This is a genomic window from Curtobacterium sp. Curtsp22, assembly GCF_059492135.1.
Window position 1 is genome coordinate 459,990 of record NZ_CP168519.1, and the last position, 13,176, is coordinate 473,165.

Genomic DNA, 13,176 nt, shown 5'->3' on the forward strand with positions numbered 1-13,176 from the left:
GGCGGAGTCGGGGATCAGGGTGGGGGGACGGGCACGTCCCGACCGGGGCGGACCTCGGCGCGGATCGTCGCGAGCAACCGGTCGACCCAGTCGGTCTCGCGGTCCGGCTCGGCGTCGGCCCGGTACTGCAGGGCGCCGAGGGAGAGTTCGCGCAGCCGCTCCATGTTCGACAGGGCGAGACGGCAGGAGGCAGAGCCCTCGATGGCGGGGTCGCGTGGTGACCGGCCACGATCGAGGTACTCCGCGAGCTCCTCCATCGTGTGGCCGTCGAGGTCGTCCTCGGGCACGGGGACATCGTCGATGTCGCTCATCGCCATGCCTCCATCTCCACGGTCAGGAACCGACGGGCACGAGCGAGCAGCCCACGTACCGTCGACACCGGCAGCTCGAGTTCGTCGGCGATCTGCTGGTAGCTGTAGCCGGCCGTCTCACGCAGGAGCCAGCACCGCCGCTGGTCTGCGGGGAGGCGGTCGAGCGCGGTCCACATCGCGTCGAGCTGCATCCGCGTCTCGACGATACGCTCCGGCTGCCGAGCGACGTCGGCCGGGTGCTGCACGGTGTCGACGTCGTCGTGGTGTCGTCGTCGGCGGAGCCGGTCGAGCGCCTTCCGGGTGACGATCTGCATCACCCACGGACGGAACCGGGCCGGGTCGTTGAGGTCGGACAGCCGACGCCAGCCGGTCAGGAAGGAGTCCTGCACGACGTCGTCCGACTCGACGTTCGAGCCGAGCATCTGCTCGGCGTAGAGGCGCATCACCGGGCCATGGCGGCGGGCGAGGACCTCGAACGCGCGCACGTCGCCCTCGACGGCACGGACCACGAGCGTGGCGTCCTCCGCGCGCAGGAGGGGATCGTCGTGGTCCATCCCCGCCTTCCGGTCGTCGTCCACGGTCGTCGTCCGGTCGTGGTCCGTCCACCCTGCACCGGCCGGCGGCGAAACGCCCGGGCGGACCGGAGGCCGGCCGTTTCGTGACGGAACGGGGTGTCGCGTCGTCTTCTCCGCGGAATGATCGACGACAGCAACGCCACGTACCCCGCCGAACCGGTCCCGAGCGGCGCCGGGTCCGACCGGCTTCCCCGCGTCCCGTGCCTCAGCGTCTTCGACCGGTGGCGCTGCGGACTCGCCGACGGGCACGCGGGACACCACGAGTCGGTCGTCGGGGGTTCGGTCACGCGGTGGAACGAGGGCATCACCGGGCGCCGACTGCAGGACCTGTAGCCGGTACTCCCGTCGCCGGCGCTCCGCACGCCCGGGCCCGTGCGGACCCCGGATCGCGCGGGAACGGGACAGCCCGCGCGACGCTGCGGCCGCTTTGCGCGCCAGGTGCCGCCGCGGTCGTCGGCGGGGGACAAGAACCCCGTCGTCCGACCCCGTTCCTGGGACATCGCTGAACAGCACGAGCCGGGTGTGACTTCCGTCTGGTGGGCCCCGTCTCATCCGTGAACAGCAACCGCTGGGAACGCCCGGCGGGTCAACGGAAGGAACGAACATGGCTGACACCACGACCACCACCCCGGCCACCACCGCCACCTCGGTGAGCCGCGCCTCGACCGCTGCGTCGACCGGCGGCGTCACGGGCAAGACCGTCATCGATGACACCGTCGTGTCGAAGGTCGCCGGGATCGCTGCGCGTGAGGTGAACGGGGTGCACTCCCTCGGTAACGGTGCCGCGCGTGCGATCGGTGCGATCCGTGACGCGATCGGGCAGCGTGACTTCGGTCAGGGCGTCAAGGTCGAGGTCGGTGAGAAGCAGGTCGCCGCGGACATCGTGATCGTCGCGGAGTACCCCGTCGCACTGCAGCAGGTCGCTGACGGTGTCCGCGCCGGTGTCGCTCGTGCGCTGGAGCAGATCGTGGGCATGGAGGTCGCCGAGGTGAACGTGACCGTGCAGGACGTGTTCATCCCGGGTGACGACGACGACAAGGACGACGAGAAGAAGGAAGCGCGAGTCGCATGAGCAACACACTGATCGGAGCCCTCATCGGGGCGATCCTCGCCGTCGTGGCGTTGCAGTTCGGGTTCTGGGGCTTCGTGCTCGTGGTCGTGTTCGGTGCTGTCGGGGCTCTCGTGGCCGCGCTGGTCACCGGCCGCATCGACCGGGGTGCCCTCGCCGACGTGCTGACCGGACGCCGGAGCTCCCGGTGAACGCCGGCCCGGACGTCCCGGGCCGTGTCGAGATCACCGCTCGCGCACTGACCTCGCTGGCGCGGGCCGTCGCAGCCGAACGGCTCGGCGCCCCCGCCAAGCGGGTGCGCGTCGGTCTCGGCGACACCTCCGGCGCGCTCGCGCTCGACATCACCGGCCCCATCGCCGCGGGCGACGACATCGTCACCCGCACCGCCCGGGTCGCGGACGAGGTCAAGGGCCGTGTCGGGGAACTCACCGGCCGCCGCGTCGGCAGTGCCCACATCGAACTCACCGGGATCGTGCGCGAGCACCGGTCCCGGATCGCCTAGGAGGCCATCATGAGCAACGGTTCCGTCGAACGACGCATCCGTCGCCGGAGCGTGCACCGCTCCCGCTCGACCGCCGTGGCGGTGTCGCTCGTGGTGCTCGCCCTTGTCGCTGCGTGGATCGGCACCGAAGCGGTCCTCGCCGCCATCGGCCGGCCCCCGCTGCTCGCGGACCCGCAGACCGTCGTCGACGCCGCGCTCCGCCCGGACGCCGCGTTCGTCACGATCGCCGAGGTCATCGCCGTGGTCCTCGTGGTCCTCGGTGTGGTCCTGATCGTGTTGGCCCTGAAGCCCGGCCGGCAGCACCGCTCCGTCATCGACCACGACCGTGGTGCCGTCGTCATCGACACCCGCATCCTCGCCTCCACCGCCGCGAACGCCGCGGGGATGGCTGCCGGTGTCCCGGAGGGCAACGCCTCCGCGACCGCCCGCGGACGCTCCACCAAGGTCCGTGTGGTGCCCGTCAGCGGGATCCCCGTCGACGACGCGGTCATCCGTGACGCCGTCCGGGACCGCCTGTCGGGGTTGGACGAACGCTTCGGCCGACGCGTGAGCGTCACGGTCGAGGAGAAGGGAACCCTCGCATGACGAAGAGCAACCGGACCCTGAACCGGATCATCCTGTTCGTCCTCGGCCTCGTCGCGGTCATCGTCGGCATCACCATCGGCGCGGGCGTCCTGCCCGCCGTCCGCGACGCGATCTCGGGCACCATCCAGCTGCCCCGGAACCTGAGCGTGCCGGCGTCGTCGCTGTGGATCATCGTCGCGGCCTGCGCCGTCGTGATCGTCCTGGCGTTGGTGTGGGTGTTCACCCGCGGCGGTGGCGGCACGTCCGTCGCCGTCCGGGAACGCTCCGGCGACGACCAGGTCACCGTCAACGTCGCCCTCGTCCGCGACGTCCTCGACCACGAACTCGACGGCGTCCGCGACGTCATCAGCGCCCGCGTCGACACGTACCTCGTCCGCCGCCAACGCGCCGCACGCATCCGCGTCGCGGTCCGCCGCGGCGGCGACGCCGTCACCGTCCTCACCGCCGTCGACCAGGCCATCACCGTCCTGGACCGCACCCTCGGCCGGCAGATCCCCGTCCTCGTCCACCTCACCGGCGGCACCCGCTCCACCCTCGCCAAATCCACCCGCGTCCACTGACAGCCGTACCGAACGGAGAACACCACGATGGCGAACCGCAACCACGACCGCGCCGCGGACGAACCCGTCAGCGAGTCCACGTCCGAGCAGCGCCGTGAGGACGCGGCCGTCTGGTCGCCGGTGGCCCGGTACGCGTCCGAGCTCTTCGGCACGTTCCTGCTCGTGCTCGGCGGCGTCGGTACCGCGCTCTTCGCCGCGAACGTCCCGAGTGCCACGGACAACCAGCAGGGCGTCGGCTACCTCGGCGTGGCCCTCGCGTTCGGCCTCACGCTCGTGGCCGGGATCTCGGCCGTCGGGCACATCTCCGGCGGCCACTTCAACCCCGCGGTCACGCTCGGTCTGCTCGCCGCGGGCCGCACCGATGCCCGCCACGTCGCCGGCTACATCGTGGCTCAGATCCTCGGCGGGCTCGCCGCGACGAGCATCATCGCCGCGGTGCTCTCCGGCAAGCCGGGGGCGTTCGCGGCCGCTCGCGACGGCGGGTTCGCCTCGAACGGGTACGGATCGGCGAGCCCCGGCGGGTACGGCCTCGGGTCGGTGTTCCTCGCCGAGGCGGTGCTGACCGGTGTCTTCATCGCCGTCATCCTCTCGATCACCGCCAAGCGGGAGTACCAGGCCGTCGCGCCGATCGGCATCGGGCTCACCCTGACGCTGATCCACCTCGTGAGCATCCCGATCAGCAACACCAGCGTGAACCCGGCGCGCTCGATCGCTGCCGCCGTCTACGGCGGGGCGACACCGCTCGCGCAGCTCTGGGTCTTCATCGTCGCCCCGATCGTCGGTGCCGTCGTCGCCGGTGTCATCGTCCGTGTGAGCGGTCGACGCCAGCTCACCAGCTGACGACCACCGCATCGCGGGACACCCCGCCGGTCCACACCGGACCGGCGGGGCGTACGTTCTGCGACACCACGGCCGACCACCTCGGCCGGACGACCACCGACCACCGGGAGAACGCATGAGCTCACGCACCACGACCGCTTCCGTCACCGCCAAGACCCTGCTCCGCATCGCCCTCGGCGCCGTCCTCGTGTCGCACGGCTCCCAGAAGCTCTTCGGCGCGTTCGGCGGCGGCGGCATCGAGGGCACCGCCCAGGGCATGCACCAGATGGGGTTCCGACCCGGCCGCCGCAACGCCGTCCTGGCCGGGATCGGCGAGGCCGGCTCCGGTGCCGCCCTCGCGCTCGGCCTGGCCACCCCGATCGCCGGTGCGGGCGCCGCGACGACAATGGGTGTCGCCTCGAGCGTGCACATCCCGAACGGCTTCTTCAACGCCGACGGCGGGTTCGAGTTCCCGGCGTTCCTCGGCTTCTCGGCGGCGATGTTCGCCCTCGGCGGCCCCGGTCCGGTGTCCCTCGACCACGCGTCCGGCCACGTCTTCGACCGTCCGTGGCTGCGGGGACTCGCCCTCGCGGCGGTCCCGGTGGCGATCGCGGTCCAGGTCGTGCAGCGTCGGAAGGCGCTCGCCTCGGAACCGGCGGCTGCTGACGAGTCGTAGGACCTGACGGACGGGAGGCGCGGTGCCGGCCGGCACCGCGCCTCCCGTCCGTCATCGCGGCTGGGAGGCGACCCGGCGGCGTCGACCGGTGGCCACGGTCGACACGGACACGACGATCACGATCCCGAGGACGGCCGAGACGGGTCCGGTGCCGGCGCCGAGGCCACCTCGCGCGGGTTCGACGGCGACCCAGTCGGCGAACGACGCCCCGAGCGGACGGGTGAGGACGTAGGCGGCCCAGAACGCTGTGACGGGTCCGAGCACCTGGAACCCGCGCAGAGCAGCGACCAAGCCGATGGCCGCGAGGAACAGCACGCCTCCGGCGAGGAACCCGAGTCCGGCGAGCGATGCCACGAGGTCGCCGACGGCGGTACCGAGCGCGAAGGTCGCGGCGACGGCCGCCCAGTACCAGAGCTCCCGGCGCAGGGTGTCGATCCCGTGGACGTCGAGGGAGCCGGCGGTGCGTCGCCAGCCGACGAACACCGTCGCGAGCGCGCCGGCGAACGCCAGCGACGATGCCCAGTAGGGCACCCCGACAGCCACGTGTGCGGCGTCCGCCGCCATCGTGCCGAAGACCGCGACCATCACCACCGCACTCCAGTAGCGACCAGGTGCGTACCGGCGTGAGCCGAGCTGCACGGCGAGCACGGCCGTGAACACCACGGCCGTGACGAGCACTGTCGGCACGGGGTCGAACCGACGGACGAGGTAGTCGGAGAGGGCTTCGCCGAACCCGGTCGTCAGCACCTTGACGGCCCAGAACGACGGGGAGGGGACCGGGACCTTGTTCGAGCGCACCCGTCGACGGTCTCCCGTTCGTTCGGAGGAACCGCTGAGAATCGCGGTCAGGTGAGCTGTGGCGGCCGGGTCCGGACCGGTGCCAGCGTGTGCGTGAGCGTCGTCGCGACGATCGCACCGGCCGCGATGATCGCGGCGAGCACGACGATCTGGAAACGCCCGGCCTCGATCGGCGAGACGCCGCCGAAGATCGCGCCGACGAACGCCCCCGGCAGTGTGACGAGCCCGGTCGTCCGCGTCTGGTCCGTACTCGGCACCATCGCGGCGTGCACGGCGCGCCGGACCAGGTCGGCGGTCGACTGCCGTGGAGTCGCCCCGAGTGCGAGCCACCCCTCGACGTCGTCCCACCGGTCGTCGACCGACTCGACGAAGCGGCGACCGGACAGCGTGGCGCTCGTCATCGCGTTCCCGATCACGATGCCACCGACGGCGAGCACGTAGCGCGGCGTGAACGCGATCGCGCCGGTGAGGAACACGATGCCGAGCGCGCCGACGATCCCGGCGGACATCGCCAGCGTCACCGGCAGGAACCGGGTCCGGAGCGTGCCCAGGCGTCTCGCCGCGGTCGTCGTGGCGACGCCGAACATCACCACCAGGGCGGCGGCGATCCAGAGGGGGTCCCGGATGACGCCGCCGAGGACGAGGCTGATGAGCGCCAGCTGCACCGTGCCCCGCAGGACCGCGAGCGCCGGGGCCCATGGCGACGGCGCGCGCGCGAGCAGGAGCACGTCGGTGGCGACGGCGACGAGCACCAGGACCCCGACCAGCGTCCACAGGAGACCGCTCGGCTCGTTCACGGTCCGAGCCTGCCACGGCTGTGCCACGCTGGACGACGAGGCGCCGCCCGACGCGCCGGAGGAGGCACGGTGACGACGACGGACCGGCTGTTGCTCGTCGAGGACGACCCACGTCTCGGCCCGCTCGTGGCCGACGTGCTCGGTGAGGACTGGGACGTCACGCTCGTGCCCTCGGGTGAGCAGGCCCTCACGGCGGCGGCCGAGCGGATGTTCGCGGTGATGGTGGTCGATCGACGGCTGCCCGGGATCGGCGGTGCGGAGTTCGTCGCCCGGCTGCGGAGCCGACGGGACGCGACACCCGTGCTCATGCTCACGGCACTCGGCGCGCTCGGGGACCGTGTGTCCGGCCTCGACGCGGGCGCGAACGACTACCTCGTGAAGCCGTTCGAGTTCGAGGAGCTCTCCGCCCGACTGCGCGCGCTGACGCGCGACTTCCGCTCCGAAGGCGATCCGCTGCCGATCGGCGAGTGGACGTTCTACCCGGACACGGCGACCGTCTACTCGCCGTACTCGGGCCGGATCCAGTTGACGGACCGTGAGAACGCGCTCCTCGCACTGCTCGCTCGATCGCCCACCACGGCCTTCACCCGAGCCCACATCCTGTCGACGGTGTTCGGGGACAGCGAGGTCGAGGGCACGGTCGACACCTACGTCCACTACATCCGCCGGAAGACCGACCGGGAGCTGATCACCACGATCCGCGGTACCGGTTACCGGATCGGTTCGCCGTGACCCGGGATCCCGACGAGGTCGCCGTGCGGCGCTCGGCGGTCCGGATCGGCGTGCGGGTGGCGGCCGTCTCCGCGGGGCTCGTCGTGGTCATCATCGGGCTCGTCTTCGCCTACGTGCTGTGGCAGTCCACCCCGAGCGAGGCGACCGAGCGGCACGCGGCGGACAGCACCCGGATCTTCGTCGACCGTGATGCGCTCCTCGGGGCCCTCGCCGTCATCGGCCTCGGGGCGGTGGTGCTCGCCGGGCTGGCGACGTGGTTCATCGCCCGGCGTGCGGTGGTGCCGCTGGGGGAGGCGCTCCGGTTGCAGCGGACGTTCGTGGCGGACGCGAGCCACGAACTCCGGACCCCGCTGACCGTGATGAGCGCGCGGGTGCAGCAGTTGCAACGGCTGATGTCTGCCGACGACGAGCACACCGCGGTGGTGGCGGCGCTCCGGGAGGACACGCGGTCGCTGGCGGCGGTGGTCGACGACCTCCTCAGCGCGGCGACCATGGTGCCGGACGGCGAGCGCCACGAGACAGACGTCGGCCCTCAGATCGTCGGGGCGGTCGCGGACCTGCAGGTCGTCGCCGTCGAGCGGGCAGTGCGGATCGTGCACGACGGTCCGGTGGCCGACGCCGCGGTCGCGATGCCGGCCACCGCGCTCCGTCGCGCCCTCGTCGCGCTCCTCGACAATGGGGTGGGACACGCGCCGACCGGCTCGGACGTCGAGGTCCATGTGCAGGCCACGGCCCGCACGGTGACGATCACGGTGCGGGACCACGGTGACGGCATCACCGGGATCGATCCGGACCGGGTGTTCGACCGATTCGCCCACGGCACGCCTGCCGCCGGTCCGACCGAACGACGCCGGAGCTACGGGATCGGCCTCGCACTCGTCCGCGACGTCGTCACGCGCTCCGGCGGCTCCGTGCGCGTCGCCGAGTCCGGGCCCGGCGGTACCGTGTTCGTGCTCGCGCTGCCGCGAGCCGGGGACCGGCCGGGACTCAGGCGGCGGAACCCTCGCTGAGTGTCTCCGACCGTCGGCGGCGGAGCCGGACGGCGCCCGTGCCGACGATCACGAGGATCGCCACGAGGAACACCACGCTCGTGGTGATCGTCCCGATGCCGAGCCCGCCGTCCGACGTCGGTTGCGAGAGCAGGTCGCCGAGCGAAGCGCCGAGCGGCCGGGTGAGCACGTAGGCCGCCCAGAAGCAGACGACGCCATCGACCCGGAAGCCGAAGTGGAGCAGGGCGACCAGCGCGATGCCCCCGGCGAAGAGCAGCAGTGCCGGGAAGTACCCGATCCCGGTCTGTTCCCCGATGAGGTCGCCGGCGGCGGTGCCGAGGGCGAAGGTGAACAGGATCGCGAGCCAGTAGAACGCCTCGCGGCGGACCGTGTCGATCCGGTGGATGGACAGTGTGCCCTCCACACGGTGCCAGGCGAGGAACACCGCGGCGAGCCCCACGGCGAACACCGTGGTGCTGAGCCACAGCGGGACCCCGAGCCCATCGGTGAGGTTGTCGGTGATGCACGTGCCGACGATGCTGATGAGGACCACGGTCAGCCAGTACACCGACGGGCGGTAGGAGCGCGCCCGGAACTGTGCGACGAGGAACAGCAGGAGCACGACGGCCATGACCGCGGTGGTCAGGGGCAGGCCGAGTCCGAGCGTGTCGCTCATCAGGTCGGCGGCGGTCTCGCCGACGGTCGTCGCGAGGACCTTGACGATCCAGAACGACGCCGTGGGCTCGGGGACCTTGTTGCGGGAGATCCGGATCGGGCCGGCGGGTGCGGGGTTCGAGCGGGACACGGAGGACCTTTCGTAGTCGGACGGGGCGGTCATCGGATCGTCGACCGCTCGCGAGCACCGGGGCCCGACGACCGGTCGTGGCGGGCGCGCCGGGACCGGACCGCGCCGATGACGACCGGCAGCACGGAGACCACGACGATGACGATCGCGAGCACGTCGATGTTGTGGGCGACGAACGGGATGCCGCCGAGCAGGACGCCGACCAGGGTCATGACGACCACCCATGCCGTGCCCCCGAGCGCGTTCCACACCGTGAAGCGACGCCAGTGCATGTCGGACGTGCCGGCGGCGAGGGGGACGTAGGTCCGCACGATCGGCACGAACCGACCGAGGACGAGCGACAGGGCCCCGTACCGCGCGAAGAACGAGTCGGCCTCGTGCAAGCGTGCGGTCGTCAGTACACGGGCGTCGGGTCGGAACAGTCGGCGGCCCGCACCACGGCCCAGCCAGAACCCGACCTGGTCGCCGGCGAACGCGGCGACGACGCCGACCACGACGATCTGCCACGGGTCGATGCCGAGACTGCCGACCAGGATCGCCGCGGTGACGATGAGCGAGTCACCGGGCAGGAACGGGAAGAGGACACCGGACTCGATGAACACGACCACGCCGATGCCGAGCAACACCCAGGGGCCGAACGCGTGCAGGAGCGAGCCAGCATCGAAGACCGAGACCGCGGCGGGGACCATCGTGAGCATGGGGGCAGCCTGACGCGGGGCTGGTCAGGAACGTCCAAGAATCGGATCCCTCAGGTCGTGGTGACCCCGTTCAGCCGCGCCTCCTCCGCGTCGTACCCCGACCGCACCTGCCGCAGCACGAGGTCGTCGATCTCGTCGGCGTCCCGCAACCGCAGGAGCGTCGCGGCCTTGTGCCGGACCAGGGCGAGCTCGAGGGCGACCGCGGTGTCGTGCCGTTGCAGCGCCGGGTGGTCGTCGTCCTCCTCCTCGCGGGCCTGGATGACGTCGAGGTGCGCCTCGTAGTCCTTCCGCACCCGCTCGACGGTCGCACGGTCCGCGCCGGTCGAGCGGGCCAGGCGGGGGAGTGCGTCGAGCGCCTCCTCGATCGCGGTGCGCTCGGCGTAGCGGCGCTCCTCACCGACCGACTCGTCCTCGGGCAGTGCTGCCCGGCGCAGGACGGCCGGCAGCACCAGGGCCTGCCCGACGATCGTGACGACGACGACCCCGGCGGTGACGAAGACGATGAGGTCCCGGTCGGGGAAGGCCGCGCCGGACTCGAGGGTCCGGGGCACGGCGACGGCCATCGCGAGCGACACCGCCCCGCGGAACCCGGCGAAACCGCTGACGAGCCGGTCCCGGTGGCCCTCGCGCGGTGCTCCGCCGGACCGTCGGGTGACGAGCCACACGGTGCCGCCGGCAGCGTTGAGGAACGCGAACCGCACGAGCACGAGGGCGATCGACACCGCGGCGATCACGCCGGTGGCGCGCAGGAGCTCGGCGGGCTCCAGTGCACGGGCGGCGACCATCGCCTCGATGCCGACGAGCACGAACAGCGCGCCGTTCAGCAGGAAGGTCAGGAACGACCAGAACGCGCGGACCTGCTGACGGGTCTCGGCGCGGTCGAGCTTCGGACCGACCTGGCTCACCACGATTCCGGCGGCCACGACCGCGAGGACGCCGGAGGCACCGATCGCCTCGGCACCGAGGAACGCGACGAACGGCACGAGGAGCGTCACCAGGTTCTCGAGGACGACCGTGTCGACGCGCCGGAGCACCTGTGTGCCGAGCCACGCCGCGACCAGACCGGCCGCCACGCCGCCGAGGTAGGACAGCGCGAGCATGCCCGAGACGCCCCAGAACGTGAGCTCCTGCGTGCCGACCGTGACCGCGACGGCGATCCCGTAGACCACGAGGGTGGTGCCGTCGTTGACGAGGCTCTCGGCACGCAGCACCGTGACGTTCCGTCGCGGCAGCATCTTCGTGAGCACCCCGACGGCCGTGGCGTCGGTCGGGGCCACGGCGGCACCGAGCACCCAGGCCGGACCCCACGGCATGCCGAGCAGGTGGAGCAGGACGGCGACCGCCCCGGCCGTGACGACGACGAGCAGTGTGCCCATCAGGACGATGCCGCGCAGGTTCTTCCGGATCTCGCGCAGGGACGTCGTCAGGCTCTCCCAGTACAGCAGCGCCGGCAGGAAGAGCAGGAGGACGGCGTCGGCGGGGAGCTGCACACCCGCGAACTCGGGCACGAGGGCGAGCAGCGCGCCGAAGACGAGCAGCAGCACCGGCGGGGCGACCCGGATGCGGTCGGCGATGCCCGCCGTCAGGGCGATGGCGAGGCCGAGCACGACCACCAGTTCAGGTCCCAGCACACGCACTCCTCGATCGACCGACACCCCAGTCAACGCGATGGGCGCTGACAGCGCACACGCACCCGGTGTGCGCACGCGCCTGATCCGCTCACGGTCCGATCCGCGCGCGTGCGCCCTCCGCACGCGTCGGCGATCGGCTCGCGGTAGCGTCACGCACGTGACCGATGCGAGCGACCGGACCGACGGACCCGACCACCTGTTCCCGCTCGACGTGGTGCCCATCGGACATCACGCGGTCGTGCCGGACCTCCACCGCCCGGTCGCTGCCGTCGTCGCCGCCGGCGAGGTCGTGCGGTGGCTGACGTGGCCGACCGCTCCGCTGCCCCAGCGTGCGATCGAGGAGGCCGAGGCCTGGCCGACCGACGACGGCGTCTGGGTCGTGTACCGCTCGGACGGCATCGACGACGTCACCCGCACCGCGGTCCACCTCGACCCCGACCACGTCGGAGCGGCCGTGGACCTCGGTGACCGGCGCCCCGTCGGGGCGGACGTCGGTGGGTTGTGGCTCGCCGACCCCCGAGACGCCTCGGGCTGGATGGCGCACGTCGGCGGGGACTCCGACCAGGACGACTCCGAGGAACTCGAGGCGCTGCAAGCGTCGGATCTCGCCTGGGCCGAGGTCGGTGCGTTCTGGCCCGACCCCGCGGCGTGGACCGAGCCCGACGACGAGGTCGCTCACGACGAGGAGTCGCTCGACGACCAGGACGACCAGGACGACCGGGACGACGAGGACGACCAGGACGACGAGGAGTCCGCTTCGGCCGTGATGACGGCGTACCAGTGGTCGATCGGCTTCGCCGACGACCGCGACGGCTTCGAGGTGGGAGACGACGGCGACGAGAACGACGCGGAGGCCCCCGAGCCGCCGTCGCCCACGCCGCCCACCGACCTCGTACGGATCGCCCCGGACGGGACACGGACGACCATCCGCGTCGACCACCTCGTCGAGGGCGTCACGGTGGAAGCGGACACGCTGACCGTGCGGTACCACCCCACCGGCCCGGAGCTCGTCCCGGACGGTCACGGCGCTCGGGACGTGGTCTACCGACCTCGCGAGGTCATGGTCGACGTGTCGGGAGGGCTCCCGTCCAGGATCGAAACGGAGCAGCTCGACTCCGTCGCGGTCGAGGACCCGGAGGACGCTGACACTGCCGATGCCGAGTGGGAGCGGTCGATCGAGCAGCGGGAAGACCGACGGGCGCCCTGGATCGAGCGCCTCGACCTGGCCGGCGTCGACGGCACCCGGTGGCCTGTGGTCGACCGGGAGTCCGTGGACCGGGATCGCAGCGTCGCTCGCCTCGTCGCGCAGCTCACGGCCCTCGACCGTCCGGGCATCGTCTGGTCTCGCGGCGTCGACGGACCGCGACGGATCCGCAGCGACTACCGCGACGTCCGCGTCGAGGTCGAGGGTGCGTTCCCCGCGACCGAGGTCGTCGTGTCGTTCGAGCACGCGGACGTGCCGTTCCTCCGGCTCCGTCGCCGGTACCGCGTGTTCGACGACACCGGCCGACCGGTCGACCACGGCTACCTCGGTGTGTACCTGGACGAGGACATCGGCTCCCGGCACATCCCTCCGCGTCGCAGTGCGGTCGACGGGGTCCTCGACATCTGAGTCCGTCCGAGCCGCAG

Annotated in this window: 18 protein-coding genes; 11 read left to right on the plus strand and 7 right to left on the minus strand. The window is 72.1% G+C overall.

The window, feature by feature from the left end:
* Positions 1–14: 14 nt before the first annotated feature.
* A complete protein-coding gene (locus ACEN8D_RS02195; RefSeq protein ID WP_413400192.1) occupies positions 15–311 on the minus strand; it encodes a hypothetical protein in 297 nt (98 codons plus the stop codon).
* Positions 308–889: an RNA polymerase sigma factor gene (locus tag ACEN8D_RS02200; RefSeq protein WP_413400191.1), complete on the minus strand. Its 582-nt coding sequence runs from the start codon at positions 887–889 to the stop codon at positions 308–310. The genes ACEN8D_RS02195 and ACEN8D_RS02200 overlap by 4 nt, the downstream gene beginning before the upstream one ends.
* A gap of 117 nt (positions 890–1,006) precedes the next feature.
* On the opposite strand from ACEN8D_RS02200, the gene ACEN8D_RS02205 reads away from it, so the two are divergent.
* The 8 genes from ACEN8D_RS02205 to ACEN8D_RS02240 all read left to right on the plus strand — a co-directional run bounded on the left by ACEN8D_RS02205 (position 1,007) and on the right by ACEN8D_RS02240 (position 5,097).
* On the plus strand, positions 1,007–1,219 hold the full coding sequence (locus ACEN8D_RS02205) for a hypothetical protein (RefSeq protein ID WP_413400190.1): 213 nt from the start codon (positions 1,007–1,009) through the stop codon (positions 1,217–1,219).
* Between the two features lie 271 nt (positions 1,220–1,490).
* A complete protein-coding gene (locus ACEN8D_RS02210; RefSeq protein ID WP_495601131.1) occupies positions 1,491–1,958 on the plus strand; it encodes an Asp23/Gls24 family envelope stress response protein in 468 nt (155 codons plus the stop codon).
* Complete coding sequence (locus ACEN8D_RS02215) at positions 1,955–2,146, plus strand: DUF2273 domain-containing protein (protein ID WP_070418041.1); 192 nt, start codon at positions 1,955–1,957, stop codon at positions 2,144–2,146. The genes ACEN8D_RS02210 and ACEN8D_RS02215 overlap by 4 nt, the downstream gene beginning before the upstream one ends.
* The gene (locus ACEN8D_RS02220; protein ID WP_309776741.1) at positions 2,143–2,457 is read left to right on the plus strand and encodes a hypothetical protein; all 315 of its coding nucleotides are present in this window, start codon (positions 2,143–2,145) and stop codon (positions 2,455–2,457) included. Before ACEN8D_RS02215 ends, ACEN8D_RS02220 begins: the two co-directional genes overlap by 4 nt.
* Before the next feature lie 9 nt (positions 2,458–2,466).
* Positions 2,467–3,042, plus strand: a complete 576-nt coding sequence (locus tag ACEN8D_RS02225) for a DUF6286 domain-containing protein (RefSeq protein WP_495601132.1) — start codon at positions 2,467–2,469, stop codon at positions 3,040–3,042.
* Positions 3,039–3,602: an Asp23/Gls24 family envelope stress response protein gene (locus ACEN8D_RS02230; protein ID WP_413461307.1), complete on the plus strand. Its 564-nt coding sequence runs from the start codon at positions 3,039–3,041 to the stop codon at positions 3,600–3,602. Before ACEN8D_RS02225 ends, ACEN8D_RS02230 begins: the two co-directional genes overlap by 4 nt.
* 27 nt (positions 3,603–3,629) lie before the next feature.
* Positions 3,630–4,442 carry an aquaporin Z gene (aqpZ, locus tag ACEN8D_RS02235; RefSeq protein ID WP_413400237.1) on the plus strand — a complete coding sequence of 271 codons (813 nt, stop codon included), beginning with the start codon at positions 3,630–3,632 and terminating at the stop codon, positions 4,440–4,442.
* Between the two features lie 115 nt (positions 4,443–4,557).
* Positions 4,558–5,097, plus strand: a complete 540-nt coding sequence (locus tag ACEN8D_RS02240) for a DoxX family protein (RefSeq protein WP_413400236.1) — start codon at positions 4,558–4,560, stop codon at positions 5,095–5,097.
* Between the two features lie 51 nt (positions 5,098–5,148).
* On the opposite strand, the gene ACEN8D_RS02245 is transcribed toward ACEN8D_RS02240, so the two are convergent.
* Positions 5,149–5,895: a COG4705 family protein gene (locus ACEN8D_RS02245; protein ID WP_495601133.1), complete on the minus strand. Its 747-nt coding sequence runs from the start codon at positions 5,893–5,895 to the stop codon at positions 5,149–5,151.
* Between the two features lie 47 nt (positions 5,896–5,942).
* The gene (locus tag ACEN8D_RS02250; RefSeq protein WP_413399023.1) at positions 5,943–6,692 is read right to left on the minus strand and encodes an ABC transporter permease; all 750 of its coding nucleotides are present in this window, start codon (positions 6,690–6,692) and stop codon (positions 5,943–5,945) included.
* 69 nt (positions 6,693–6,761) lie between these two features.
* Here ACEN8D_RS02250 and ACEN8D_RS02255 point away from each other — a divergent pair, with 69 nt between their 5' ends.
* The gene (locus tag ACEN8D_RS02255; RefSeq protein WP_413399022.1) at positions 6,762–7,424 is read left to right on the plus strand and encodes a response regulator transcription factor; all 663 of its coding nucleotides are present in this window, start codon (positions 6,762–6,764) and stop codon (positions 7,422–7,424) included.
* Entirely contained in the window at positions 7,421–8,434 is a 1,014-nt protein-coding gene (locus ACEN8D_RS02260; protein WP_413399021.1) for a sensor histidine kinase, read from the plus strand. Before ACEN8D_RS02255 ends, ACEN8D_RS02260 begins: the two co-directional genes overlap by 4 nt.
* Here ACEN8D_RS02260 and ACEN8D_RS02265 read toward each other — a convergent pair.
* From ACEN8D_RS02265 to ACEN8D_RS02275, 3 genes are read right to left on the minus strand one after another with little or no spacing between them, the layout of a single operon-like run.
* On the minus strand, positions 8,412–9,251 hold the full coding sequence (locus ACEN8D_RS02265; RefSeq protein ID WP_495601134.1) for a COG4705 family protein: 840 nt from the start codon (positions 9,249–9,251) through the stop codon (positions 8,412–8,414). The genes ACEN8D_RS02260 and ACEN8D_RS02265 overlap by 23 nt on opposite strands.
* Positions 9,248–9,916, minus strand: a complete 669-nt coding sequence (locus ACEN8D_RS02270) for a DedA family protein (protein ID WP_413399019.1) — start codon at positions 9,914–9,916, stop codon at positions 9,248–9,250. Before ACEN8D_RS02270 ends, ACEN8D_RS02265 begins: the two co-directional genes overlap by 4 nt.
* Positions 9,917–9,966: 50 nt before the next feature.
* Positions 9,967–11,547, minus strand: a complete 1,581-nt coding sequence (locus tag ACEN8D_RS02275) for a Na+/H+ antiporter (protein WP_309887557.1) — start codon at positions 11,545–11,547, stop codon at positions 9,967–9,969.
* A 157-nt stretch (positions 11,548–11,704) separates the two neighbouring features.
* Here ACEN8D_RS02275 and ACEN8D_RS02280 point away from each other — a divergent pair, with 157 nt between their 5' ends.
* Entirely contained in the window at positions 11,705–13,159 is a 1,455-nt protein-coding gene (locus tag ACEN8D_RS02280) for a hypothetical protein (protein WP_413399018.1), read from the plus strand.
* Positions 13,160–13,176: the final 17 nt, after the last annotated feature.

Bases quoted from the DNA above. Each gene is read 5' to 3' on its own strand.
- ACEN8D_RS02195 (WP_413400192.1), bottom strand. From the start codon at position 311: ATGAGCGACATCGACGATGTCCCCGTGCCCGAGGACGACCTCGACGGC.
- ACEN8D_RS02205 (WP_413400190.1), top strand. From the start codon at position 1,007: ATGATCGACGACAGCAACGCCACGTACCCCGCCGAACCGGTCCCGAGC.
- ACEN8D_RS02210 (WP_495601131.1), top strand. From the start codon at position 1,491: ATGGCTGACACCACGACCACCACCCCGGCCACCACCGCCACCTCGGTG.
- ACEN8D_RS02215 (WP_070418041.1), top strand. From the start codon at position 1,955: ATGAGCAACACACTGATCGGAGCCCTCATCGGGGCGATCCTCGCCGTC.
- ACEN8D_RS02225 (WP_495601132.1), top strand. From the start codon at position 2,467: ATGAGCAACGGTTCCGTCGAACGACGCATCCGTCGCCGGAGCGTGCAC.
- ACEN8D_RS02230 (WP_413461307.1), top strand. From the start codon at position 3,039: ATGACGAAGAGCAACCGGACCCTGAACCGGATCATCCTGTTCGTCCTC.
- aqpZ (WP_413400237.1), top strand. From the start codon at position 3,630: ATGGCGAACCGCAACCACGACCGCGCCGCGGACGAACCCGTCAGCGAG.
- ACEN8D_RS02240 (WP_413400236.1), top strand. From the start codon at position 4,558: ATGAGCTCACGCACCACGACCGCTTCCGTCACCGCCAAGACCCTGCTC.
- ACEN8D_RS02265 (WP_495601134.1), bottom strand. From the start codon at position 9,251: ATGACCGCCCCGTCCGACTACGAAAGGTCCTCCGTGTCCCGCTCGAAC.
- ACEN8D_RS02270 (WP_413399019.1), bottom strand. From the start codon at position 9,916: ATGCTCACGATGGTCCCCGCCGCGGTCTCGGTCTTCGATGCTGGCTCG.